Source organism: Methyloceanibacter sp., from assembly GCF_041573655.1.
In the GTDB taxonomy this organism is placed as follows: Bacteria; Pseudomonadota; Alphaproteobacteria; order Rhizobiales; family Methyloligellaceae; genus Methyloceanibacter.
Genome location: NZ_JBFFQD010000031.1, coordinates 1 through 24,557 on the forward strand (window position 1 = coordinate 1; position 24,557 = coordinate 24,557).

Below are 24,557 nucleotides of genomic sequence, written 5' to 3' on the forward strand. Positions count from 1 at the left end.
ACGATTCTGACCAGCCCAACATGGCGGAATTTCGGCCTTTTCGAATGGCTTGCTTTCGCTCAACGCAGGACTTAGGTAGGGCGACGTATTTCCTGCCGCTGTTGCAAATCCGCATCACCTAAGCGCGCGGGCGCGATTTGCCGGTGTGCTTTGGCCGGCCGATTTGAGCCCGCCGGCGCGACCAATCGATGGAGTTCTCCGTGACCGATCAGACCGCCTTGTCCTTCGCCAGCATGAGTGCAGCCGGCGACGGTGTCGCCGTGGTGTTTGCAGAGGAGGGGGCCAAGCTGACGCCCGCAGCACAGGATCTCGACAAGAAGACCAAAGGGCTTCTGACCAAGGCGATTCAAATCACCACGTTCAAGGGCGCCAAGGGTAAGACCGTCGACGTGCTTGCGCCGCAAGGCACCAAGTTCACACGCATTGTGTTGGTGGGTTTGGGCAAGCCTGCATCGTACGGCCACGAAGATTGGCTCAATCTCGGCGGCACGGTGCGCGGTTTGCTGACCGGCCGGGAAGGGACCACGGCCAACGTTTATCTGGAGACGGTCAAGAGCGACGTCGCGCCTGCTGATGTGGCGGCCTTTGCGCTGGGGGCTGCACTGCGCGGCTACAGCTTCAAAAAGTACAAGTCCAAGCCGAAGAAGACGCGCGGCGCCGCGAGCGACAAGTCGCTCAAGAAGCTCATCGTGCATTGCGCCGATCCGCGCGCGGCGGGGCAGGCCTATACGCCGAGCCGCGCCATTGTCGATGGCGTCAACATGGCGCGCGATCTCGTCAACGAACCGGCGAACGTGCTTGGCCCTGCGGAATTCGCACAGCGCGCAAAGGAACTCACCAAGGCCGGCGTGAAGGTCGAGGTCTTGAGCGAAGCAGCATTGAAACGCCACGGCATGCTGTCATTGCTCGCGGTCGGGCAGGGTAGCGAGCGACCGAGCCATGTCGTCGTGATGAAATGGAACGGCGCGGGGCCAAAGGGCGGTGCGCCCATCGCCATCGTCGGCAAGGGTGTGACCTTCGACACAGGTGGCATCTCGCTGAAGCCCGCGGGCGGTATGGAGGACATGAAGGGTGACATGGCAGGCGCGGCCTGCGTCGTCGGCCTCATGCTCGCGCTCGCCGAACGCAAAGCGAAGGTCAACGCCGTCGGTGTTATCGGGCTCGTCGAGAACATGCCCAGTGGCATCGCGACACGGCCTGGAGACGTTGTGACCGGCATGTCCGGCACGACGATCGAAGTGCTGAACACCGACGCCGAAGGCCGCATGGTGCTCGCCGATTGTCTCTGGTACGCGCAGGAGAAGTTCAAACCGAAGGCGGTGGTCAACCTTGCGACGCTGACCGGTGCCGTCATGGTGGCGCTCGGCAAGGAGCACGCAGGTCTGTTCTCCAACAACGACCAGCTCGCCGAGCGGCTGACGGAAGCGGGCAAGGAGACGGGCGAGAAGCTGTGGCGGCTTCCGCTGGGACCGAAATACGACAAGCTCATCGAGTCGAAGGTCGCCGACATCAAGAACACCGGCGGACGGTGGGGCGGTTCGATCTCCGCCGCGCAGTTCCTGCAGCGCTTCGTCAAAGAGGGAACGCCCTGGGCGCATCTCGACGTGGCCGGCACGGCCATGGCGTCGGCGAACAGCGAGATCAATCGGAGTTGGGGCTCAGGTTTTGGCGTGCGGCTGCTCGATCAGCTGATCAAGGATCACTACGAGCGCAGTGCCACGTCTCGATCGACTGCGTCGAAGTCCAAGTCGAGGGCCAAGTCGAGGCGGAAGAAGGCGTCGTAGCGCGCCGTCATTTCGGCGCCGCCACCTCAGGAACACCACATGGGATATTTTCCATAATATACCTTATGCGAATCGGGGATGTGGGGCACGGATTTGGCCGGAATTCTCTATTACCCTGATTTTGCAGCGTATTTTAGGTTTTTGCGCGCGGACCCCTTGAGGCCTCGTCATGGCCGCTGACAGCCCGAAAACGTACGATCTCGACGATCTCCTCGCCGTCATGGCGCGTTTGCGCGATCCCGACACCGGCTGTCCGTGGGACGTGAAGCAGAGTTTCGCGACGATCGCCCCCTACACCATCGAGGAAGCTTACGAGGTCGCCGACGCCATTGCGCGTGAGGACTTCGACGGCCTCAAGGACGAGCTCGGCGATCTCCTGTTGCAGGTCGTCTATCACGCGGAGATGGCGTCGGAGCAGTCGCGCTTCGCCTTTGCCGACGTCGTGGACGCCATCACGAGCAAAATGATCCGGCGGCATCCGCACGTGTTCGAGGATCCCTCGCGGCGCGAAGAGTTCATGACGAGCGATTTGTGGGACCGCATCAAGGCTGAAGAGAAAGCCGAGTGCGGCGAGGATTCCACATCCCAGAGCGTCCTCAGCGGCGTGCCCGCCGGCATGCCGGGTTTGACACGCGCCGTGAAACTTCAGAAGCGCGCGGCGAAGGTCGGTTTCGACTGGCCGGACCTTGGTCCGGTGATGGCCAAGGTCGACGAGGAACTCGGCGAGCTCCGGCACGCAATCGCCGCGAACGCGGCGTCGCAGGCCGTCGAGGAAGAATTCGGCGACCTGCTGTTCGTGTTGGCGAATGTTGCGCGCCATCTCGGACTTGACCCGGAAGCGGCATTGCGTGGCGCGAATAGAAAATTCGTACGGCGGTTCGAGCACATCGAGGCGGCGCTGGCTGAGCAAGGCCGAAGACCGAGGGAGTCCTCGCTGGAGGAGATGGATGACTTGTGGGACGCGGCGAAAAAGGCCGAGCGTAAAGAGTAGGTGCGCCCCCTACTCGGCTGCCGCCTTGAGCCTCGATGGGCCGGCGACGCGCGCCAGCCTATCGCGCTTCTCCGGTGCAACTCTGATCTTCAATGACGTGACGCCGTCGGCAAGATCGGACCGGGCGATGACCTCGCAATTCTCATAGATCCAGTTCGACAACGCGCCTTCTTCCGGCTGGACGTTGATCTGCACGGTTTGACGTCGACGGTTGAGACGACGTTCAATCTCGGCGAGAAGCGCATCGAGACCGAAGCCGCTGACGGCCGAGACGAGACTGGCGCCGTAGCGCGGTGCCTCGTTTTGCGCGCGCTCGCGGGCGACCGGATCGAGAAGGTCCGCCTTGTTCCAGACCTCAAGTACCCGGTCGGGCTCGGCCTCGGCATCGATTTCGAGATCGGCGAGGACCGCGTTCACGTCGGCGCGCTGGCTGGCGCTCGCCTCGTCGGCGATATCGCGAACATGCAGGACCAGATCTGCCTCTTGAACCTCTTCGAGTGTGGCGCGAAACGCGGCGACGAGCGCCGTCGGCAAGTCGGAAATGAAGCCCACCGTGTCGGAGAGCACGGCCTTCGATCCGCCCGGCAAGGTCAGTGCGCGGATCGTCGGATCGAGCGTGGCAAACAGAATATCTTGCGCAAGAACTTCGGCGCCGGTCAGCGTGTTGAACAGCGAGGACTTGCCGGCGTTCGTATAGCCGACCAGCGCCACGGCCGGATACGGCACACGCTGGCGCGACTTGCGGTGTAGCGCGCGCGTGCGGCGAACTTGATCGAGCTCTTTTCGAATGACGTCGATGCGTTCGCTGAGCAAGCGGCGGTCGGTTTCGATTTGTGTCTCGCCCGGGCCGCCGAGAAAGCCGAAGCCACCGCGTTGACGTTCAAGGTGAGTCCAGGAGCGGACCAGGCGGCTTTTTTGATAGACGAGATGGGCCAGCTCGACTTGGAGGCGCCCTTCCCGCGTGCGCGCCCGCTCGCCGAAAATCTCAAGGATCAGCCCGGTGCGATCGAGGACCTTCGCGTTCCAGGCTGTTTCAAGATTGCGCTGTTGAACGGGCGTTACCGGGTGATCCACGATGACGAGTGCGGCGTCCTCGGCGCGGACGATGCCTGCCAGCTCTTCGACCTTGCCGGATCCAAACAGAGTTGCAGGTTTCGGCTGGGCGACGGTCACGACGCCGCTCGCCCGCACGTCGAGATCGATGGCGGCTGCAAGGCCCACCGCCTCGTCCAGGCGAGCTTGCGGCGTGCGCTCCGGCGCGTCACCGGCCCTGCCCCGCTTGGCGCTCGCGGTCTTATTGGCGAGAATGGGCACGAACACGACCGCGCCCACGCGCTCGTCGCGGCGCATGTCCCGTGCGCTGCGTTCTTCCTTGCCCTTCTTACGCTTTAACTGTCTTGGGTCGGTAGGACGCAATTATTCAGACGCACCTTCGTCGTCGGTGATGTCGGACAGCTGGATCGGCTGACCGGGCATGATGGTCGAGATGGCATGCTTGTATACGAGCTGTGAATGGCCGTCTCGGCGCAAGAGCACACAGAAATTGTCAAACCACGTCACGACGCCTTGGAGCTTTACACCGTTCACCAGGAAGATGGTCAGCGGCGTCTTGCTCTTACGAACATGATTTAAGAACGTATCTTGCAGGCTTTGCGTGCGTTCAGTTGCCATGGGCTTCCCCGTCCCTTTGGTCCACGCTTACGCTTGTTGGATGGCGCCGGAATCGCTCCAACCGGCCGCCGGATTGCATTAGACGCGATCGCAAGGTGTTTCTGCAAGGGTTCTGATTCCCATGCCCTTTGCAGCAGCCCCTAAAAGCGAAGCGAGTCGGCGGAAATGCTAGCGCATGGCAGCGCTTCTTTCATTGGAATTGACGCCGAGAGCCCGAAGTTTCCGGTGGAGGGCTGAGCGTTCCATGCCGACAAATTCGGCCGTGCGGGAGATGTTTCCGCCGAATCGGTTGACTTGGGCCAGGAGATACTCGCGCTCGAAGATTTCCCTGGCGTCGCGCAAAGGCAGCGACATCAGGTGTTCGCCCCCGGCCCCGTTTGGCGAGAGCGGCACGTGCGAGACGATCTCGTCGGGGAGCATCTCCGCCGTGACGATGCTGTCGACATCGCCGCCGACAAGAATCATCAAGCGTTCCACGTTGTTGCGCAGCTGGCGGACATTGCCTGGCCATTCGTGAGATTGGAGCACGGCCATGGCGTCCTCGCCGATGCGCCGGGGCGGCAGGCCGGAGGCGACGGAGATGGTTTGCACGAAGTACCGGACCAGATCCGGCACGTCCTCACGGCGTTCGGGCAGGCCGGGCACACGGATCGGCACCACGTTCAGGCGGTGGTAGAGGTCTTCGCGCAAGCGTCCGGCCGAGATCTCCTTTTGGAGATCGTGGCTGGTCGAAGAGACCACGCGCACGTCCACATGCACTTTCGTTCCGCCGCCGAGGCGCTGAAAGCGTTGCTCGACGAGCACCCGCAAGATCTTGGCTTGGGTCTCGAGGGGCATGTCGGCGACTTCGTCGATATAGAGCGTGCCGCCATGGGCTTCCTCTAGTGCGCCGACCTTGCGGGGGGCGGAGCCGGTCCCCTCCTCCGTCCCGAACAGCTCGAGTTCCATGCGGTCCGGCACCATCGCCGCGGCGTTGAGGACAACGAACGGCCCATCGGCGCGTGCCGACTTGGCGTGCATGACGCGGGCGGCGAGTTCTTTGCCGCAGCCGGACGGTCCCGTGATCAACACGCGGCTATTGGTCGGGGCGACCTTCTCGATCGCCTGACGCAGCTGGCCGATGGCCGCCGATTTACCGACCATCTCGAAAGAATAGGTGCTGCGTTCGCGCAGCTCGCGGTTTTCGCGCTTCAGCCGGGAGGCTTCCAGCGCTCGCGTGGTGATGAGAACCAGCCGGTCGACCTTAAACGGCTTTTCGATGTAGTCGTACGCGCCGCGCTGGATGGCCGCCACCGCGGTTTCGATGTTGCCGTGGCCGCTGATGATGATCACCGGAAGGTCCGGGTGGGCCTTCTTGATGGCATCGAGCAAATCAAGGCCATCAAGCTTCGATCCTTGAAGCCAGATGTCGAGGATGACGAGCGACGGACGCCGGTCCTCGATTTGCTTCAAAGTCTCGTCGCTGTCCTTGGCGAGACGTGTCGCGTGTCCTTCGTCCTCAAGGATACCTGAGATCAGTTCCCTGATATCGGCTTCGTCGTCGACGACCAAGATATCAGACGCCATGGGTTACTCCCTCTTCCTCCTCGGCCGGCGTGGATCCGCTCGCTTTGGCCGAAGGGGCATCGTCGGACTCCACGTCCGTCTCCGCCTCCTCCCGCGCCACAATCGGCAGGTCCATTCGCACTGACGCCCCTTCCACTTTGCCGTTGCGCTTGGGCGCATCGGCCAATTGTATTTTGCCGCCGTGCTGCTCAGTGATGCGCTGCACGATGGCTAGTCCAAGTCCTGTGCCTTTGACGCGCGTGGTCATGTAAGGCTCGACCAGGCGCTCGCGGTTCTCTTTCGGCAAGCCGCAGCCATTGTCGATGATCGTGATGTGGATGCGGTCTCCCTTGGTCCCCACCTTCGCCGTGATGTGGCCGGTGTCTTTGCGTGCCGGGTCCGCCTCTACCGCAGAATCAATTCCTTCGCTGGCGTTCTTCACGAGGTTCGTCACAGCCTGGGTAAGCAGGCGCTGATCAGACATGGTCATGACCGGCTTGTCCGGCAAGTCCATCTGGAACTCGATATCGGGCCGGCTTACCTGGAACAGGAAGACGGCCTCGCGCACGATCTCGCGCACGTCGTGCATCTCCATGACCGGCTTCGGCATGCGCGCGAAGGCGGAGAACTCATCGACCATGCGGCCGATATCCGACACTTGGCGGATGATGGTGTCGGTACACTGGTCGAAGATCTCGCGGTCCTTGGTGATGGCGCTGCCGTATTTGCGGCGAATACGCTCGGCGGACAGCTGGATGGGCGTGAGCGGGTTCTTGATCTCGTGCGCGATGCGGCGCGCGACGTCGGCCCAGGCCGTGCTGCGCTGGGCGCTGACAAGCTCGGTGATGTCGTCGAAGGTCACGACATAGCCCTGGCCCGCGCCTTCGCTGGTGACACGGACGGCGAAGTTCCGTTCCGAGCCGGCCCGGCGCAGCGTGATCTGGTCGGTGGCAAGGCGCCTGCCCTGCTTCTGGGCCCGTTTGATGTGCGGGCCGAATTGTGGCACGGCCTCCGCCAGCTTCTTGCCGGTGAGTTTGTCTTCCTTGACGCCCAAAAGATCCTGCGCGGAGCGGCTCACGAGATTGACCGTGCCGTCGGCGTCGACTCCGACCACGCCTGCGGTGACGCCGGACAGCACCGCCTCCATGAAGCGGTTGCGTTCATCGAGGGTCGCGTTGGCGCCCACCAGCTCGTCACGCTGGGTCTTGAGCTCGGAGGCCATGGTGTTGAACGAGGTGCCGAGCGTCGCAAGATCGCCGTCGGCTGGATTGACGGCGACCTCGACACCGAGATTGCCGTGGCTGATTTCTTCGGCCGCGCCCATCAACTGACCGATCGGGGCGACAAGGCGGTTGGCGAACCACATACCGATCCAGATGGCCGACAAGAGTAGCGTGAGCGCGATCGCCACATACATGAGCCCGAAAGCAACTTGCACGCCGGCGCGGCGCTGCTCGAGCAATTGATACTCGGCTACGTTGGCGCGCGTAGCGCGGAGTTGTTGCAGTACGCGCGCGTTCACGGGCCGGATGACGTAGAGATATGTGTTGTCGAAGTTGTCCAGGCTCTTGATCGCGCCCACCATGCTGGTCTGCCCTGGCGCGATCACGATGACTTGGCCCTTCTTGGCGAGCCCCATGGCCTCTTCCGGCGGTGCCCGGTATTCGAAATCGGGGACCGACGCAGCGGTCGCGAGCACCTTGCCTTTCTCGTCGATTATAAAGGCGCCCGGAAGCGATCGAATGGCGGCTTGGGCCTTGAGGAAATTGCCGAAGCCTTGCGGGCGCGCCTTGACGAGTTCCACGGCCTCATCGATGTCCTGCGCCATACCGAGTGCATCGGCGCGGATCACCTGTCCGTGCTCTTGCAAGTAAGCCGTGGCGACGTCGATCGAGTTCTTGATGATCGATTTGGTGCGTGATGAGAACCAGTGATCGAGGCCGCGGTCGAGCGACACGCTGGCGAAGACGGCAAGGAGGATCGCCGGCACGATGGCGATCACGCTGAACAGGCTGACAATGCGAATGTGAAGTTGCGCGCCGGCCACGTGGCGGCGTCTGGCGATCCATAGCCCAGCGACCTGCCAGGCGATGAGCGCCAGCATGGCAAGGACGAGGAGCGAGTTGATGAGCAGCACCCCAACGACCACCGTTTGGGTGGGCAGGATGGGGGTCAGACCGGTGAGGATGAGATAGGTCGCGAGGCCTGAGCACAACGCCAGGACCATGATGATCAGGCCGAGCGTGAAACGCAGGCGGCGGCGGCCGCTTGGGCCTTCTTGCGGGCCACCGGCAGATGGCGGGCGCAAAGGTCCCTTGTTTTTCTGTTGTTCTGTAGAGGTTTGGAAGACGCTGCTCAACCGTTTTCCCCTGGGTCTCCTGCAGGCAAACCCGGGCGCACCGGGACTTGCCGCGTGGCGCGTCCGCCTCAGCTGTGGTGCAATAAAATCACAATGTGGCGCTTTGGCGACATGCCAGCCACAACCTCAGCCGTTAGGAGATATGGGGGCCTGCGCCCGAATTGACCAGGCTAAGCGCTCGGCGTGCGGATGACCTTGATGCCGAGGTCGCGGATCTTCTTGCGCAGCGTATTGCGATTGAGTCCAAGGAGATCGGCAGCGCGAATTTGGTTGCCTCTGGTGGCGGCAAGCGCGGCGGTAATCAGCGGAAACTCCACTTTGCGCAAGATGCGCGTGTAAAGGCCAGCGGGGGGAAGGTCCTGACCGAAACCCATGAAGTAGTCTGCGAGAAAATGCTCCACGGACTCCGAAAGGTCGCCGGTGGTTTCGGCGTTCTCGGAATACGGTGCGCGGGCGGCAGTGGCCAGCTCGCTTTCCACCATCTCGTCGGTGACGATGTCTTGGGCATAGACCGCCGATAGACGCCTCACCAAGTTCTCAAGCTCGCGCACATTGCCCGGCCAGTGGTAGCGCTTGAGCCGTTCGATGGCGGCGGGCTCGAAGCCCTTGGGCGGAAGCCCTTCCTTCTCCGCGATGGAGAGAAAGTGGCGCACGAGGTCGGGAATATCTTCAAGACGTTCGCGCAAGGGCGGCAGCCTGAGCGGCACGACGTTCAGCCGGTAATAGAGATCCTCGCGGAACAGACCCTGGTCGATTTGCTGCTGCAGTTCACGGTTGGTCGCGGCGACGATCCGGACATTGGTGCGGATTGGGGTGCGGCCGCCGACGGTGGTGTACTCCCCCTCTTGCAGCACGCGTAAGAGTCGCGTCTGCGCTTCCATTGGCATGTCGCCGATCTCGTCGAGAAACAGCGTACCGCCTTCGGCTTGTTCGAAGCGTCCGACGTGACGTGTCTGCGCGCCCGTGAAGGCGCCCTTCTCGTGCCCGAACAATTCCGACTCGATCAGCTCGCGGGGGATCGCCGCCATGTTGATCGCGACAAACGGACCGTTGCGCCTCTTGCCGTATTCATGGAGCGCGCGGGCGACGAGCTCTTTGCCCGTGCCGGACTCGCCCGCGATCATCACCGTCAGATCGGTTTGGGTCAGACGCGCCAGGATTCGATAAATCTCCTGCATGGCCGGACACCGGCCGATGAGGGGCATGCCGTCTGTCGGCTCGGCGGACAGACGCGGAGCTCGCTTGCGCGGCTCGGACAAAGCGCGGCCGACGACTGAGACGAGTTCGTTCAGATCGAATGGTTTCGGCAGATACTCGTAGGCGCCACGTTCAGCCGCGCTGATGGCGGTCATGAAGGTGTTCTGCGCGCTCATGACGATAATGGGCAGATCCGGCCGCAGCTTCTTAATACGGGGAATGAGGTCGAACGCGTTCTCGTCCGGCATGACGACGTCCGTGATCACCAAGTCCCCTTCCCCTTGGCTAATCCAGCGCCACAGCGTTGCGGCATTGCCGGTTGCGCGCGGGGCATAGCCGGCGCGGGCCAGTGCTTGGTTGAGAACTGTTCGGATCGCAGCGTCGTCGTCCGCGATGAGGATATTGCCTTTGCCCATTTTTCTTATGCCTGCGTTGCTTCTATCATCTGCTTGGCTTCCTTCTCGGCCATGGGCATCAGCGCCCGAAAGACCGTGCATCGGGGGCGTGAGTCGCATTCGATGATTCCCCCATGGTCGCCAATGATCTTGGCCACGAGGGCCAGTCCGAGCCCCGTGCCTGACGGCTTGGTGGAGACAAACGGATCGAAAAGATGCGGCAGGAGTTCGCCGGACACTCCGCCGCCGTTGTCCTCGACGGCGATTTCGAGGGGCAGACTGACACGCGCCTTGCTGCCGGGAACCGAGAGCCGCACGCCCGGGCGGAACGACGTGGTCAGCGTGATCTGGCCGTCGGCCCGATCTTCGCCGATGGCCTCGGCGGCGTTCTTCACGAGATTGAGGAAGACCTGAATGAGCTTGTCTCGGTTGCCGGGGACAGGCGGCAGCGACGGGTCGTAGCTCTCTACGATCTTGATGTGACTAGCGAAGCCAGTGTTTGCCACCTGCTTCACGTGGTCGAGCACGTCGTGGATGTTGACCGGTTCCAGTTGGATGGGCCGCTCGTCGCCGAAGATCTCCATGCGGTCGACGAGTTTGCAGATGCGATCGGATTCCGCACAGATCAGCTGGGTCAAGGTCCGGTCGCCTTCCGGGACGTCGCTCTCCAGGAGCTGCGCGGCTCCGCGAATGCCGGACAGCGGGTTCTTGATTTCATGCGCAAGGACGGCGGCAAGACCGGACACGGAACGCGCGGCGCCGCGATGGGTGAGTTGCCGCTCGATCATCTGCGCCATGCTGCGCTGCTGGAGCATGACCATGACGCTGCCCGGCGTCTCGCCAACAGGACCGCCGTAGAGATCGACGAGCTTCGGCGCTTCGAAGCGGAACGACCCAAGTTCCACGCCATACTCGTTGACCGTGGTGCCATGGCGCTCCACTTGCTCGACGAGCGCGACCAGGGGGCTGCCAAAGGCGACGACGTCCGGAAGCGTGCTTCGGCATAAAACGCCGGCGCTCATTTGAAAGAAGTCCTCGGCGGCCGTGTTCACGTAGGTGATGGCATGGTCTTGCCCGATCACCAGGAGCGGATGCGGCAAGCCATCGAGAAGCGCCTCGCAAGGAACCCCCCTCGTCTGTTCCTTGCGCCGGGGGCCGGGTTTTTTGGTCACGGGGCTCAAAGCCTATATACCTCGCGGTCTCGCCATGCCCGTCGCGGATGCGCAAAAGTTGGGCACCCGTAGTCACTGATCTATTATTAGGCAAGATACGAGTGTTTTTTCGACGGAGCAACACTCCTTTTGCCGCAGTGCAATATTTATCCTCAGGGGCTTAACGGCGCCGGTTTCTGCTATTTTTGACGATTGCAGAGGGGCTCAAGGTGAAAATTGCCAGCATCATTGTGGCGGCGGGGCGTGGCAACCGGGCGGCGGGCGGCGCTGAGTGCCCGAAGCAATATTGCCCGATTGGCGGGGTGCCGATGCTCGCCCGCACGGTTGAGGCCTTTGTGGAGCACCCCTTAGTCGATGACGTTCTGGTGGTCATTCACCGGGACGATCGCGCCCTTTATGCCGCCGCGAGCGCTGCATTCGAGGGGCGTCTCCTTGATCCGGTCGAAGGCGGTGCGCGCCGGCAGGATAGCGTGCGCGCCGGGCTTGAAGCCCTGGTGGAACGTCAGCCCGGCGGCGTGTTGATCCACGACGCGGCGCGGCCCTTGGTCGATGCGGCGCTGATCACACGGGTGATCGACGGCCTTAAGACCGATGCCGGTGCTCTACCCTGTCTGCCCGTCACCGATACGCTGAAGCGCAGTGAGGCCGGGCGCATTGTCGGTACGGTGGCGCGCGCTGGGCTGTGGCGCGCGCAAACCCCGCAAGGATTCAAATTCGATGCGATCCTCGATGCACACCGCGCTGCGGCGCGCGACTCCACGCTCGACTTCACCGACGATGCCGCCGTTGCCGAATGGTCCGGCATCGATGTGGCGCTGGTCGAGGGCTCCGAGCATAATCGCAAGCTGACCACGGCGAAGGATCTCAAGATCGCTGACGAGATGTTGCGAACCGGGAATGAGACGGCTGGCGGCACGGTGCGGGTCGCAAGCGGCTACGACGTACATGCTTTGGGGCCTGGCGATGCGGTGATCCTATGCGGCGTCAGTATTCCGCATGACAAACGCCTCGTGGGACATAGCGATGCCGATGTGGCTTTGCATGCGCTGACCGACGCGCTGCTCGGCACGATTGCCGATGGGGATATCGGGACGCACTTCCCGCCATCGGATGAGCGTTGGCGTGGCGCATCGTCGGACATTTTCTTGAAAGCGGCGGCGGACAAGGTGCGGCAGGCCGGCGGCGAGATCGTCTACATGGACGTGACGCTTCTTTGCGAGGCGCCGCGCATCGGACCCCATCGGGACAAGATGCGGACCCGTATCGCTGAAATTGTTGGAACTGACGTTTCGCAGGTGAGCATCAAAGCGACGACGAATGAGGGCCTTGGCTTCGTCGGCCGAAACGAAGGCATCGCTGCGATGGCGATGGCGACGGTGCGGTTGCCGTGAGCGAGATCGACAAGGATCTGGTCGGGCAGGCTGCCGCGCTGCTCGAGGCAGCGCGGGCCAATGGCGAATTTATCGCCACCGCGGAATCTTGCACCGGCGGGCTTGTCGCCGCGGCCCTCACTGCGGTCCCGGGCTCTTCGGACGTGTTCGATCGTGGCTTCGTCACCTACTCCAATACTTCGAAGAGCGAGATGCTGGGCGTCCCCTATTGGCTGATCGAGAAACATGGTGCCGTCAGCGAGGAGGTGGCGCGAGCTATGGCGGGCGGTGCGCTGACACACAGCAATGCGAGCTTGGCTGTTGCTGTCACCGGGATCGCGGGACCGAGCGGCGGGACGCCCGAGAAACCCGTGGGTCTCGTGCACTTTGCGGCAGGCCGTCCCGACGGCCCCATGCATCATGAGCGCGTTCTGTTCGGTGATGTGGGCCGGGACGAAATCCGGCGGCGCAGCGTGGAAAAGGCGCTAGCTCTGCTGGGTGCCCTCTTTTGACGCAACCATAACGTCTTTGCGCCCATAGACGGCGTCGGCGTGTGTCTCGAACGCGTCGGTGTATTTCCTGACAGCTTTGTCAAACAACCCGCCGACCACGTGCTCGAACATGCGCGAGCGAAAGCTGTAGGCGATGTAGAAGTCGATCTCGGAGCTGCCGTCGGTGCGCGGCAGAAATCGCCAGCGGTTCTCGAGGTGCGAGAACGGACCATCGAGATACTCGACCAAGATCTCGCGGGTCTCCGCATTGAGCGTCACCTTCGTCGTGAAGCTCTCGCGGATCAGCTTGTAGCCGACTTGCATTGTGGCGATGAGCACGGGCTTGTCGCCGTCCTGCTCTCGCCGCGTGACTTGAAGCGCTTCGACCAGCGGTAGGAATTGCGGGTATGTCTCGACGCTTGCGACGAGCGCATACATGTCGTCCGCGGAGTGTGCCACAGGGTGTTTGACTTCGTAGACGTGCATGATGGAGCGGTGGTTCTCGCCTAGGCGCTGAATGTGGCTTGGCGGGCGTCCTTGAGCCGCTCGAAATCTTCGGCGGCGTGATAGGAGGATCGTGTCAGCGGGCTCGACGCCACAAGCAAGAATCCTTTGTCTTCGGCAAGGCGCCGATACGAGCCGAACATCTCCGGCGTGACAAAGCGGTCGATGGCCGCGTGCTTGCGCGTTGGCTGAAGATATTGGCCGATGGTGAGAAAATCGACGTCCACTGCGCGCAAGTCGTCCATCACGCCTTCGATCTCCGCGTCGGTCTCGCCGAGACCCACCATGATCCCCGACTTGGTGAAAGCGCTTGGGTCCTGCGTCTTGGCTCGCCTCAGAAGTGCGAGCGAATGGCGGTAGTCCGCGCCGGGGCGAATGCGCCGGTAAAGCGACGGCACCGTCTCGACGTTGTGATTGAACACATCGGGCGCAGCGGCGATGACGATCTCAAGCGCGCCGTCCTTCCGCATAAAGTCCGGCGTCAAGACCTCCACCGTGGTGTTCGGCGCGGCGTGACGGATCGCGGTGATGGTCTTGGCGAAATGCGTGGCGCCGCCGTCCTTTAGATCGTCCCGGTCGACCGAGGTCACGACGACATGGTTGAGGTCGAGTGCGGCGATGGCGCCGGCGACGCGGGCAGGCTCGTCTGGATCGAGATGCGACGGCTTCCCGGTCGTCACGTTGCAGAAGGCGCAGGCCCGCGTGCAGACCTCGCCCATGATCATCACCGTGGCGTGACGCCTGTCCCAGCATTCACCGATATTGGGACAGGCCGCCTCCTCGCACACCGTGTTGAGGCGGTGCTCGCGAAGCACTTGGCGCGTTGCATCGAACGCGCGCGCGCCGGGCGCCTTGACCCGGATCCACGGCGGTTTGCGGACAACAGGAGTGTCGGGCAGCCGCGCCTTTTCTGGATGGCGCGGCCGCGCCTTCACCGAACTGACCGTGTCGATCAGAGTTACCATCGCTTACTCAGCCTGACGAGGTGCCCACCACTCGGCGCCAAATCCAGATCAGAAGAACCGCGCCGATTGTCGCCACGATCAAATTGCCCAGCCAGCCATAAAACTCGACGTTCAAGAGTCTGGCGAGATTGCCACCGACAAACGAGCCGGCGATGCCGACGAGTAGATTGGTGAACAGCCCGTGATCGCTCGCCGTGACCTTCTCGGCGATGTATCCGGCGAGAATGCCGATGATAAGCATGCCGATAAAGCCCACACCGGGCATCGACAGTAGACCATGGCCTTCCATAATAGCCCTCCTCTTTCAGTTTGGATTGATCGTCTAGCGGATGCGTTGCCACACCCACAGGCAAATGATCGCGCCGGCCGTGGCGATGATGATCTGGCCGATCAGACCGGTCGCGCCGAGGCCAACCAGCCCGGCCAGCAGGCCGCCGACGACGGCGCCGACGACGCCAACCAGCAGATTCAGCAGCAAATCCTGCTTCTTGCCCATGATGTAGGAAGCGAGCACACCGGCGATCAGGCCGATAACAAGAAAGATAATCAAGCCCATAGTAGTCCTCCCGTTGTTGCGCGTGCTCTGGAGCGCTCCCTACGGGTCCGACTAGATGTGGAGGGCACGCCCGAAGGCGTCGAGCACCGATTCGTGCATCATCTCCGACAAAGTCGGATGGGGGAAGACAGTGTTTATCAATTCCGCTTCGGTCGTCTCCAGCGTCTTGCCGATGGCGAAGCCCTGAATGAGCTCTGTCACCTCGGCGCCGATCATATGCGCGCCGAGCAGCGCCCCCGTCTTGGCATCGAAAATCGTCTTGATCAGGCCTTCCGCCTCCCCCATCGCAATCGCCTTGCCGTTGGCCAAATAGGGATAGCGGCCGACCTTGATGTCGTAACCGGCTTCTTGCGCGGCCGTCTCGGTGAGGCCAAGGCTGGCCACTTGCGGCGCGCAGTAGGTGCAGGCCGGGATGTTGGCCTTGTCCATGGGGTGGACGCCGTCGAGCCCCGCGATCTTCTCGACGCACATGACGCCTTCATGCATGGCCTTGTGCGCGAGCCAGGGCGGTCCGACCACGTCGCCGATCGCATAGAGACCGGACGCGCCGGCGCGGCACCACTCATCCACGACGATATGGCCGCGCTCGATTGCGACGTCCTGCTCTTCGAGGCCAAGTCCCTCGACATTGCCGATGATGCCGATTGCGAGAATGACGCGTTCCACCACGCCTTTGGCCGTGCTGCCGTCTTCGGCCTTGAGGGTCACAGTGACGCCGTCGGCACCGGGGACCATGCGCTCCACTGTGGTGCCGGTGCGGATGGCGATGCCTTGCTTCTTGAAGGCCTTGTGCGCGAGACGTGAGATATCCTCGTCCTCGGCGGGTAGGATGCGGTCCAGCATTTCGACGACGGAGACTTGCGCGCCGAGTGTGCGGTAGAAACTCGCGAACTCGATGCCGATGGCGCCGGAGCCGACGATCAGAAGCGAGCGCGGGAACGTCTCCGGCACCATGGCTTCTTTGTAGGTCCACACATGTTTGCCGTCCGGCTCAAGCCCGGGAAGTGTCTTCGCCCGCGCGCCCGTGGCGATGATGATGTGCTTGGCTGTGAGCGACGTTAGCGTTTCACCGTTTTTGCCGGTGAGCGCGACGCGCCCCCGCCCTTCCAGCTTTGCCGTGCCGTCGATGACGGGGATGTTGTTCTTCTTCATGAGATAGGCGACGCCGTTCGAAAGTTTCTCCGCGACTGCACGGCTGCGCGCGATCACCTTGGAGAGATCGAAGCCGACATTGTCGGCGCGAAGCCCGAAGGCCTCCGCGTTCTGCATCTGGTGATAGAGCTCGGAAGTCCGCAGCAGCGCCTTGGTGGGGATGCAGCCCCAGTTGAGGCAGATGCCGCCGAGCCGGTCGCGCTCCACAACCGCTGTTTTCATGCCGAGTTGTGCGGCGCGGATCGCAGCGACATAGCCGCCGGGGCCGGCGCCGATGACGACGAGATCGAATTCCGTGTCTGTCATGGCGCGACCGGCTTGGTCAGGAGCAGCCAGTCGCCGCTTTGGGGAAAACCGGCGGGCAGGATGGCTGGTTCGGAGGCGATCCTTTCATAGCCGGCGCGCTGATAAAGACGCTCTGCCCCTTCGTTCCAGCTGCCGACAATAATGCTCATCGTGCTGGCGCCGGCTGCGTACGCTCTCTTTTCGGCGACCTCCAAGAGCGCGCGTCCAATGCCCTGACCACGGAATTCCTGGAACGTGGTGAGGACGTTCACGTACCACGACCCAGGGGCTTGGGCCTCCAACCGCAATAGCGGGTGAACATGTGCCGGCACGTCATCGAGGGTGAGATCGTACGGATCGTCGAGTGGATAGACGATCAGGCCGGCGACCACCTCGCCGCCGATCTCGGCAATGGTGGCGTGACGATAGGAGAAGCCGCCTTCCTCGCGGCGGGCGCGGTCCCGTCCAACCTCCAGCACCGAGTGGCCCGGCCCGGCCAGCTCCTGCCAGAAGCCCGTCGGAATGCCTTCGCCGGCGATGTCGACCAGCACGGCCAGCGCGGATGCGTCCGCAAGCGTCGCAGGGCGTAATGTCGGTGCGGCAGCCATTTAGCCGAGCCTACACCAGCATGGTGGCAGACCAAGCCGGGAAAGTCGCCGGCGGTTGGTCTAAACTCGAAGGATGAGTCGCTTGCACGGGGATTGGCCGCGCATCGTCGCCCATGCCGACATGGATTCCTTCTATGCGGCGGTGGAGCAGTTGGATGATCCCACTTTGCGGGGAAAACCCCTCTTGGTGGGGTCAGCGCGCGCGCGCGGGGTGGTTCTCACCGCGAGCTATGAGGCGCGGCCCTTCGGGGTTGGCAGCGCCATGCCGATGGTGAAGGCGCGCCGGCTGTGCCCGAATGCGGTTGTCGTGCCGCCGCGCTTCGAGCGGTACCAGGAGATTTCCGCTGCCATCATGCGGTTGTTCGGGGACTTCTCTCCCGAGGTGGAACCTCTAAGCCTGGACGAGGCCTTTATTGAGATGACGGGCTCGGAGCGGCTGTTCGGCGATCCCGAAACGATGGGCAATCGCCTGAAGGAGGCGATCCGGGAGGCGACCGGCGGTTTGACCGCCTCGGTCGGAGTATCGGCCACGAAATACGTGGCCAAGGTCGCAAGTGCGCACCAAAAGCCCGACGGTCTCACGGTGGTCCCGCCGGACAGCGCCAAGGCGTGGCTGGCGCCGATGCCGGTCGCGCGCCTATGGGGCGCAGGCGCGAAGACCGAGCCGCGCCTCGTTGCGCTCGGCTTGCGTACGATCGGCGACGTTGCCGATGCCGATCCCAAACTTCTGGTCGACAAGCTCGGCAAGCTCGGCCTTCACTTCTACACGCTGGCCCAAGCGACGGACCCGCGCCGCGTCGACGGCGGCAGAAAGTCAAAGAGTATCGGCTCGGAGAACACGCTTGCCTGCGACGTGCGCGATAAAGGTGAGATCAAGCGACATCTGCGCCGTTCGGCCGACAAGATTGCGCGGCGACTGCGCGCCAAAGGGCTTGTTGCGTGCGGCGTCGGCGTCAAACTCAAGACCGCGGACTTCAAGAGCCTGACGCGGCAGAAACAGCTCGCGGAACCGACGGATGTCGCAGACCAGCTCTACGTGACTGGTGAGGAGCTGCTCGGCGCTTTCGGCCATTCCGGCCCCTTCCGCCTTGTTGGCATGGTCGCCTACGATCTCGCGCCAGCAGGCGCCACTGCGCAAGCCGGCCTGTTCGACACGTTCGGGCGCAGGCGACAGCTTGAGGTGGCGATCGATGGGCTTGCCACGCGGTTCGGCGGCAAGGTGGTGCAGCGGGGCGAGGAACTCGGTGCGGAGCGCGCTGCGACGCTCGCGCCAAATCTCGATTTCCTGGACGATGAAATTTTGGAGGACTGACCGGCCCTACACCAGCATGGTGACGGGGTCTTCGATATAGGACCTGAAGGCGGCGAGCAACTCGGCGCCGAGAGCCCCGTCGATCACGCGATGGTCCGCGGACAGCGTCGCGGTCATCATGGTGGCGATCTTGACCGCGTCGTCTTTGATAACGGGCTTCTTCTCGCCCCGGCCGACGGCGAGGATCGAGGATTGTGGCGGGTTGATAATCGCCTCGAAACTGTCGATGCCGTACATGCCGAGATTGGAAACGGTCGTGACCCCGCCCTGATACTCATGCGGCGCGAGACGCTTGGTCCGCGCGCGTGCAGACAGGTCGCGCATTTCGTTGGAGATTTCCGACAGGCTTTTGACCTCGGCACTGCGCACGACCGGCGTATGTAGGCCGCCGCCTTCGAGCGCCACGGCGACGGCAATGTCGGAGGCGCGATGGCGCAGAATGCCTTCTTCCGTCCAGGTGGCGTTGGCGGCGGGCACGGTTTGCAGCGCCATGGCCATCGCCTTGATGATGAAGTCGTTCACCGACAGTTTGAAGGCGCGCGAGCCTTCGTTGGGCGCCATCTCGTTCATGCGTGCGCGCGCGGCGAGCAACGCGTCGATTTCGCATTCGATGTTGAGATAGAAATGCGGAATGGTTTGCTTGGCGAGGGACAGCCGCTCGGCAACAAAGCGCCGCATCGTGTCATGCGGCACGAGTTCATAGGTGCCAGGCTGGTAGAGCGCGAGGATCTGTTCGTCGGAAAGGCCCGCGACCGGCGCCGTCGTTGGTGCGGGGACGACCTCGCGAGTGGGCACGGGCTTCTCCGGCGCGACGGCCTCCGGTTCTGTACGCGGCGCGGCTTCAGCGCGTTCGATATCCGCCTTGACGATGCGTCCATGGGGACCGGAGCCGGTAATGCTTGCAAGGTCTAGCCCGCGTGTCCGCGCCAGCCGCCGCGCCAATGGCGAGGCAAAGATGCGCTTTGCGTGTCCGTTGCCGTTGGCCCTGATCTGCTCGGCGATGCGGTCCATCACGTGTTCCGGTGAGCCGTCGGGCATGCGGGTATCGTCGGTGGGCGTGCTCACGAGCCCTGCTCCCGGTAGCAGACGGCTTTTGCCGCCTTCACGACCTGCGCCACGGAAGGCAGCGCCAGCTTCTCCAGGTTCGCCGCATACGGCATCGGCACGTCGGCGCCTGAGATCTGCAATGGCGGGGCGTCCAGATAGTCGAAGGCTTGGTTTGCCACTTGCGCGCATACTTCGGAGCCGATCGAGCAGACGGACCACCCCTCCTCCACTGTCACCAGGCGGTTGGTCTTTTTGACCGACGCCACGACGGTGTCGATGTCGAGGGGCCGCAACGTGCGCAGGTCAATGACTTCGGCCTCGATGCCCTCGCCCGCCAAGTGCTCGGCGGCGTCGAGAGTGTAGGCGAGCCCCCGCGAATACGACACGAGTGTCACGTCCTTGCCTTCGCGCGCGATACGGGCCTTGCCGATGGGCAGGACAAAGTCCTCGGAGTTCGGCACCTCGCCGCTCTGGCCATAGAGCAGCTCGTTCTCCAGGAACACCACGGGAGAGTTGTCACGGATGGCGGCCTTGAGGAGGCCCTTGGCGTCGGCGGCCGCGTAAGGTGCGATGACCTTCAAGCCCGGGATATGCGCGTACCACGCGGAGAAATCTTGACTGTGTTGGGCGGCGACGCGGGCCGCCGCACCGTTCGGTCCGCGAAACACGATGGGACAATGCATTTGTCCGCCGGACATATAGTGCGTCTTTGCCGCCGAGTTGACGATGTGGTCGATGGCCTGCATGGCGAAATTCCACGTCATGAACTCCACGATGGGTCTGAGGCCTGCGAAGGCCGCGCCGACACCCACACCGGCAAAGCCGTACTCGGTGATCGGCGTGTCGATCACGCGGCGCGCGCCAAATTCCTCCAGCAGCCCTTGCGTGACCTTGTAGGCGCCTTGGTATTCGGCGACCTCTTCGCCCATGACGAAGACGTCCGTGTCGCGGCGCATCTCTTCGGCCATGGCATCGCGCAAGGCCTCACGCACGGACTGGGTGATCAGTCCTGCGCCGGCCGGCACTTCGGCATCCGGCTTCGGCTCCTCGGGCGCAGTTTCCGGACCTGCGGGCACCGCCTCCACGAGCGGTTTGGCTTCGCCGAGATCGGGCGGCGGTGGCGGGGCCTGAAAAGCGTCAGCAGGTGCCGCTTGCGACATCACCTCGATGGCGGACACGTCGTCTTCGCCCTCTGTCATCAGAATGGCGATGGGCTGGTTGACCGGAATATGCTCCGCACCTTCGGGCACCAAGATCTTGTCGAGCGTGCCGTCGTCGATCGCCTCGACCTCCATGGTGGCTTTGTCGGTCTCGATCTCGGCGATGACGTCGCCCGCATGGACTACGTCGCCTTCGCGCACGTGCCATTTGGCAAGCGTGCCCTCCTCCATAGTGGGCGAAAGCGCGGGCATGAGAATTTCTGTCGACATTAGCGGTTCGCGCTCACGTCGCCACCACGTCGGTGTAGAGCTCGGATGGGTCGGGTTCGGGATCGCTTTGCGCGAACTCCGCCGCCTCATTCACGACGGCGCGGATGTCGCGGTCGATCGCTTTCAATTCGTCCTCGCTTTTTCCCGCATCGAGCAGACGTTTGCGCACCAGCTCGATCGGATCGTGATGCTGACGCATATCCTGCACTTCTTCCCGCGTGCGGTACTTTGCCGGGTCGGACATCGAGTGACCACGATAGCGGTAGGTCAGGGCTTCGATGATGACAGGACCTTTTCCTTCGCGGGCATGCGCGAGTGCCCATTCGCCCGCCGCTTTCACCATCGCCACGTCCATGCCGTCGATTTCCTCGCCGGGAATGCCGAAGGCGAGCCCGCGATGATGAAGCTCCTTCCACTCGGCGCTGGCGCGCTCGACGGATGTGCCAAGCGCATAGTGGTTGTTCTCGATGACATAGACGATCGGCAGCTTCCACAGGGACGCCATGTTAAAGCTCTCATAGACCTGGCCTTGATTGGCCGCGCCTTCGCCGAAGAAGGCCATGCAGACATTGCCGTTGTCGCGATATTTATTGGCGAACGCGATCCCGGTGCCGAGTGGCGCCGGCGTGCCGACGATACCGTGACCACCGAAGAAGTTTCTCTCCACGGAGAACATGTGCATCGAGCCGCCTTTGCCCTTGGAGTAGCCATGGGCGCGGCCCGTGAGCTCGGCCATGACGCCCTTGGGGTCCATGCCGGTGGCGAGCATGTGGCCGTGATCGCGATAGGCGGTGACGATTTGGTCGCCAGGCTTGATCGCCATCGTCATGCCGGTGACCACGGCCTCTTGGCCGATATAGAGGTGGCAGAAGCCGGCCACGAAACCCATGCCGTAGAGCTGCCCCGCCTTCTCCTCGAAGCGGCGGATCAGCAGCATGTCGCGATAGGCGTTGAGCTCGTCCTCGACCGCGAGGGGTGCGCCTTTCGGCGGCGCTGAAGCCGGAGTTTCGAATGGCTTCTGGTCCATCCAGAAGTTGGCCGCTCCCGGCGTCAGGCTTGGGCTGTTCACTCCTGGCCTCCTTCGACTCAATACGGCGCGCCTTCGAAAAAGCTAGCACGAGTTCGAAGCAGGCAAAAAGGCGATCAGACCTTAAGCGATCAAGGCTTGCGCAATGGCCCAGTGGGATCGGGCGCACGCCGCTTCATCATGACGAGATCGTCGCGATGGGCGAGGTTGAGAATGGCGCGGGCGCGCTCATCCAGCATGTCCGGATCGAGACTATCGGGCTCAAGCAGCGCAACGTCACGCTCGATGCGCAAACGGACTTCGCGCAAGCCAGCGAGCTCGCCTTCGAGCACGTCCTTACGCCGCTCGAGGTCGGCATGGGACGTCAGGCCGTGGTCGCCATTCTGCAGGTGATATCCGAAATAGCCGCCTGCGCTCAACGCAAGCAGCGGAAAGATAAACGCCCGGAACCGCATGACCCCTCCCCACACACCGAATCACCAAGATCGGCCGGGACGCGTTAAGTTGCGGTTACCACGAGGCGAGTTTTACGCCGTTCTCAAAACGGCGGCGCCAGCGTAGCGCGCGCGGGGCCCGAGCTCCTCTTCGATGCGGATGAGCTGATTGTATTTCGCCACGCGGTCGGAGCGGGCAAGCGAGCCTGTCTTGATCTGCCCGCAATTGGTGGCCACGGCCAGGTCGGCGATGGTGGTGTCCTCGGTCTCGCCGGAGCGATGCGACATCACCGCTGTATAGCCGGCGTCATGGGCCATCTTTACGGCGTCCAGCGTTTCGGACAGCGTGCCGATCTGATTGACCTTGATGAGGATCGAGTTGGCGATGTTCCGGTCAATGCCTTCCTGGAGGCGTGTGACATTGGTGACGAAGAGGTCGTCGCCCACGAGCTGCACCCGGGACCCAAGCATCTCGGTCAAGCTGCGCCAGCCGTCCCAATCGTCCTCGGACATGCCGTCTTCGATGGAGAAGATTGGATAGTTGGCCACGAGATCTGCGAGATAGGCCGCCATCTCGTCCGACGTGAGGCTCCGGTTCTCGCTAGCGAGCACGTAGCTGCCGTCCTTGTAGAACTCGGTCGCGGCCACATCGAGCGCGAGGTACACGTCCTTGCCCGGGTGGTAGCCGGCCTTGCCGATCGACTCCATGACGAAGTCGAGCCCCTGGCGGGTCGAGGCGAGATTAGGCGCGAAGCCGCCCTCGTCTCCGACCGCGGTGCCGTAGCCGGCCGCCTTCAGGTCGGCTTTCAGCGTATGGAAAATCTCTGCGCCCATGCGGACCGCCTCGGCAATGCTGGGGGCGCCGACCGGTACGATCATGAATTCCTGAAAGTCGATTGGGTTGTCGGCATGCATGCCGCCATTGACGATGTTCATCATCGGTACGGGCAGCAAGGTCGCCTCTTCGCCACCGAGATACCGGTACAGCGGCTGCTCGTGAGAGCTTGCCGCCGCCTTGGCCGCCGCCAGCGAGACGCCCAGAATGGCGTTGGCGCCGAGCCGTTTCTTGTTCTCGGTGCCGTCCAGATCGCAGAGCAGCTTATCGAGGCCGCGCTGGTCGTCGGCGTCGAAGCCATCGAGGGCTTTTCGGATCTCGCCATTGACGGCCTCTACCGCCTTCTGCACGCCCTTGCCGCCATAGCGGGTGCCCCCGTCGCGGAGTTCATGCGCCTCGTGGGCGCCGGTCGAAGCGCCGGACGGGACGGCGGCGTGGCCATGATGGCCGCCCTCAAGCACGACATCGACCTCGACGGTCGGATTGCCGCGGCTATCTAGGATTTCACGGCCGACGATATTGGCGATGGCAGTCATACGGGAACCCCTTTTAGAATTTGGGCCGTCTTAGCCTAGGCGGCGGAGAAGCGGAAGGCGTATATGTAACCGCGCTCCCATGCCGCGAGAGATCGACCCGATGCCGGAAAAGACGTCAGACGCCAAAAAAAGCGCGCTGGTGCTGCACTCAGGCGGCCAGGACTCGACCGTTTGCCTCGCCCAAGCGCTTGATCGCTATGAACGCGTGGAGACCGTCGGCTTCAACTACGGCCAGCGCCACGGCGTCGAGCTCGAGTGCCGCGTTCGGGTCCGTGCGGCGATCGAACGGCATTTTCCGGATTGGGCGAAGCGGCTCGGCCCCGATCATATGATCGATATTTCGAGCTTTGGCGCGATCGGCGACACGGCCCTGACGAGCGACGCCGAAATCGTCATGCTGGACTCCGGGCTCCCCTCCTCCTTCGTGCCGGGCCGCAATCTCGCGTTCTTCGTCTACGCCGCCGCGCTCGGTTATCGGCGCGGGTTGAATGTGCTTGTCGGGGGTATGTGCGAGACGGACTATTCCGGCTATCCCGACTGCCGCGACGCGACGTTGCGGGCGTTGCAAGAATCCATCGCGCTCGGGACGGATGCACCGTTTGTCATCGAGACGCCATTGATGTGGTTGTCGAAGGCACAGACTTGGGACCTCGCCCAAGAGGTCGGCGGCGAGGCGCTGGTTCATATCCTCATCGAGGAAACCCACACCTGCTACAAAGGCGAGCGCGGCACGCGTTACGATTGGGGCTATGGCTGCGGCGAATGTCCGGCCTGCGAACTCCGCGCCAAGGGCTATTGGGAATGGCAAGCCTCCTCCAGCGGTCGCGCAACCAAAGCCGCTAAGTGACCGCCAGACAACGCTTGGTTCAGGCTGCGTTCAGGTGGGTTGCG

23 protein-coding genes are annotated in these 24,557 nt (G+C 63.1%); 6 read left to right on the top strand and 17 right to left on the bottom strand.

What is annotated here, in order from left to right; genetic code table 11:
* The first annotated feature begins 200 nt into the window (after nt 1-200).
* Complete coding sequence (locus ABY454_RS08500; RefSeq protein WP_372929820.1) at nt 201-1,784, top strand: leucyl aminopeptidase; 1,584 nt, start codon at nt 201-203, stop codon at nt 1,782-1,784.
* 169 nt (nt 1,785-1,953) lie between these two features.
* Entirely contained in the window at nt 1,954-2,775 is an 822-nt protein-coding gene (gene mazG, locus ABY454_RS08505; protein WP_372929822.1) for a nucleoside triphosphate pyrophosphohydrolase, read from the top strand.
* 9 nt (nt 2,776-2,784) lie between these two features.
* Here the strand turns inward: mazG and hflX are convergent, their stop codons facing one another.
* The 6 genes from hflX to ABY454_RS08535 form a co-directional block, all read right to left on the bottom strand.
* Complete coding sequence (gene hflX / locus ABY454_RS08510; RefSeq protein ID WP_372929824.1) at nt 2,785-4,125, bottom strand: GTPase HflX; 1,341 nt, start codon at nt 4,123-4,125, stop codon at nt 2,785-2,787.
* Nucleotides 4,126-4,191: 66 nt separating this feature from the next.
* Complete coding sequence (hfq, locus tag ABY454_RS08515; RefSeq protein WP_372929826.1) at nt 4,192-4,446, bottom strand: RNA chaperone Hfq; 255 nt, start codon at nt 4,444-4,446, stop codon at nt 4,192-4,194.
* Nucleotides 4,447-4,614: 168 nt separating this feature from the next.
* A complete protein-coding gene (locus ABY454_RS08520) occupies nt 4,615-6,012 on the bottom strand; it encodes a sigma-54-dependent transcriptional regulator (protein WP_372929828.1) in 1,398 nt (465 codons plus the stop codon).
* Nucleotides 6,002-8,299, bottom strand: a complete 2,298-nt coding sequence (locus ABY454_RS08525) for an ATP-binding protein (protein ID WP_372929830.1) — start codon at nt 8,297-8,299, stop codon at nt 6,002-6,004. The genes ABY454_RS08520 and ABY454_RS08525 overlap by 11 nt, the downstream gene beginning before the upstream one ends.
* 221 nt (nt 8,300-8,520) lie before the next feature.
* Complete coding sequence (gene ntrC, locus ABY454_RS08530; RefSeq protein ID WP_372929832.1) at nt 8,521-9,963, bottom strand: nitrogen regulation protein NR(I); 1,443 nt, start codon at nt 9,961-9,963, stop codon at nt 8,521-8,523.
* 5 nt (nt 9,964-9,968) lie between these two features.
* Entirely contained in the window at nt 9,969-11,114 is a 1,146-nt protein-coding gene (locus tag ABY454_RS08535) for a nitrogen regulation protein NR(II) (RefSeq protein ID WP_372929834.1), read from the bottom strand.
* Nucleotides 11,115-11,299: 185 nt separating this feature from the next.
* Between ABY454_RS08535 and ABY454_RS08540 the strand changes: the two genes are divergently transcribed.
* Both ABY454_RS08540 and ABY454_RS08545 read left to right on the top strand, forming a co-directional pair.
* Nucleotides 11,300-12,505 (top strand): bifunctional 2-C-methyl-D-erythritol 4-phosphate cytidylyltransferase/2-C-methyl-D-erythritol 2,4-cyclodiphosphate synthase, encoded by a 1,206-nt coding sequence (locus ABY454_RS08540; RefSeq protein ID WP_372929836.1) that lies wholly within the window; start codon nt 11,300-11,302, stop codon nt 12,503-12,505.
* Between the two features lie 5 nt (nt 12,506-12,510).
* Nucleotides 12,511-12,996, top strand: coding sequence for a CinA family protein (locus ABY454_RS08545; RefSeq protein ID WP_372929857.1), 486 nt, complete (start codon nt 12,511-12,513; stop codon nt 12,994-12,996).
* Here ABY454_RS08545 and ABY454_RS08550 read toward each other — a convergent pair.
* From ABY454_RS08550 to ABY454_RS08575, 6 genes are read right to left on the bottom strand one after another with little or no spacing between them, the layout of a single operon-like run.
* Complete coding sequence (locus ABY454_RS08550) at nt 12,970-13,461, bottom strand: type II toxin-antitoxin system RatA family toxin (protein WP_372929838.1); 492 nt, start codon at nt 13,459-13,461, stop codon at nt 12,970-12,972. The two genes, ABY454_RS08545 and ABY454_RS08550, sit on opposite strands and share 27 nt — an antisense overlap.
* Nucleotides 13,462-13,481: 20 nt before the next feature.
* The gene (lipA, locus tag ABY454_RS08555) at nt 13,482-14,444 is read right to left on the bottom strand and encodes a lipoyl synthase (RefSeq protein WP_372929840.1); all 963 of its coding nucleotides are present in this window, start codon (nt 14,442-14,444) and stop codon (nt 13,482-13,484) included.
* A gap of 7 nt (nt 14,445-14,451) precedes the next feature.
* Nucleotides 14,452-14,733, bottom strand: coding sequence for a GlsB/YeaQ/YmgE family stress response membrane protein (locus ABY454_RS08560; RefSeq protein WP_372929842.1), 282 nt, complete (start codon nt 14,731-14,733; stop codon nt 14,452-14,454).
* A 33-nt stretch (nt 14,734-14,766) separates the two neighbouring features.
* Nucleotides 14,767-15,000, bottom strand: coding sequence for a GlsB/YeaQ/YmgE family stress response membrane protein (locus ABY454_RS08565; protein WP_372929844.1), 234 nt, complete (start codon nt 14,998-15,000; stop codon nt 14,767-14,769).
* Between the two features lie 51 nt (nt 15,001-15,051).
* Nucleotides 15,052-16,458 carry a dihydrolipoyl dehydrogenase gene (lpdA, locus tag ABY454_RS08570; RefSeq protein WP_372929845.1) on the bottom strand — a complete coding sequence of 469 codons (1,407 nt, stop codon included), beginning with the start codon at nt 16,456-16,458 and terminating at the stop codon, nt 15,052-15,054.
* On the bottom strand, nt 16,455-17,045 hold the full coding sequence (locus tag ABY454_RS08575) for an N-acetyltransferase family protein (protein WP_372929846.1): 591 nt from the start codon (nt 17,043-17,045) through the stop codon (nt 16,455-16,457). Before ABY454_RS08575 ends, lpdA begins: the two co-directional genes overlap by 4 nt.
* Before the next feature lie 82 nt (nt 17,046-17,127).
* On the opposite strand from ABY454_RS08575, the gene ABY454_RS08580 reads away from it, so the two are divergent.
* Nucleotides 17,128-18,357, top strand: coding sequence for a DNA polymerase IV (locus tag ABY454_RS08580; protein ID WP_372929848.1), 1,230 nt, complete (start codon nt 17,128-17,130; stop codon nt 18,355-18,357).
* A gap of 6 nt (nt 18,358-18,363) precedes the next feature.
* Here ABY454_RS08580 and ABY454_RS08585 read toward each other — a convergent pair whose 3' ends face one another.
* The 5 genes from ABY454_RS08585 to eno form a co-directional block, all read right to left on the bottom strand.
* Nucleotides 18,364-19,422: a 2-oxo acid dehydrogenase subunit E2 gene (locus ABY454_RS08585; protein ID WP_372929849.1), complete on the bottom strand. Its 1,059-nt coding sequence runs from the start codon at nt 19,420-19,422 to the stop codon at nt 18,364-18,366.
* The gene (locus tag ABY454_RS08590) at nt 19,419-20,834 is read right to left on the bottom strand and encodes a pyruvate dehydrogenase complex E1 component subunit beta (RefSeq protein ID WP_372929851.1); all 1,416 of its coding nucleotides are present in this window, start codon (nt 20,832-20,834) and stop codon (nt 19,419-19,421) included. Before ABY454_RS08590 ends, ABY454_RS08585 begins: the two co-directional genes overlap by 4 nt.
* Nucleotides 20,835-20,847: 13 nt before the next feature.
* Entirely contained in the window at nt 20,848-21,861 is a 1,014-nt protein-coding gene (gene pdhA / locus ABY454_RS08595; protein ID WP_372929859.1) for a pyruvate dehydrogenase (acetyl-transferring) E1 component subunit alpha, read from the bottom strand.
* 131 nt (nt 21,862-21,992) lie between these two features.
* Nucleotides 21,993-22,316, bottom strand: a complete 324-nt coding sequence (locus ABY454_RS08600; RefSeq protein WP_372929853.1) for a septum formation initiator family protein — start codon at nt 22,314-22,316, stop codon at nt 21,993-21,995.
* 72 nt (nt 22,317-22,388) lie between these two features.
* Nucleotides 22,389-23,666, bottom strand: a complete 1,278-nt coding sequence (eno, locus tag ABY454_RS08605) for a phosphopyruvate hydratase (RefSeq protein ID WP_372929854.1) — start codon at nt 23,664-23,666, stop codon at nt 22,389-22,391.
* Nucleotides 23,667-23,745: 79 nt separating this feature from the next.
* Here eno and queC point away from each other — a divergent pair, with 79 nt between their 5' ends.
* Nucleotides 23,746-24,513 (top strand): 7-cyano-7-deazaguanine synthase QueC, encoded by a 768-nt coding sequence (queC, locus tag ABY454_RS08610; protein ID WP_372929855.1) that lies wholly within the window; start codon nt 23,746-23,748, stop codon nt 24,511-24,513.
* The last annotated feature ends 44 nt before the right edge of the window (nt 24,514-24,557 follow it).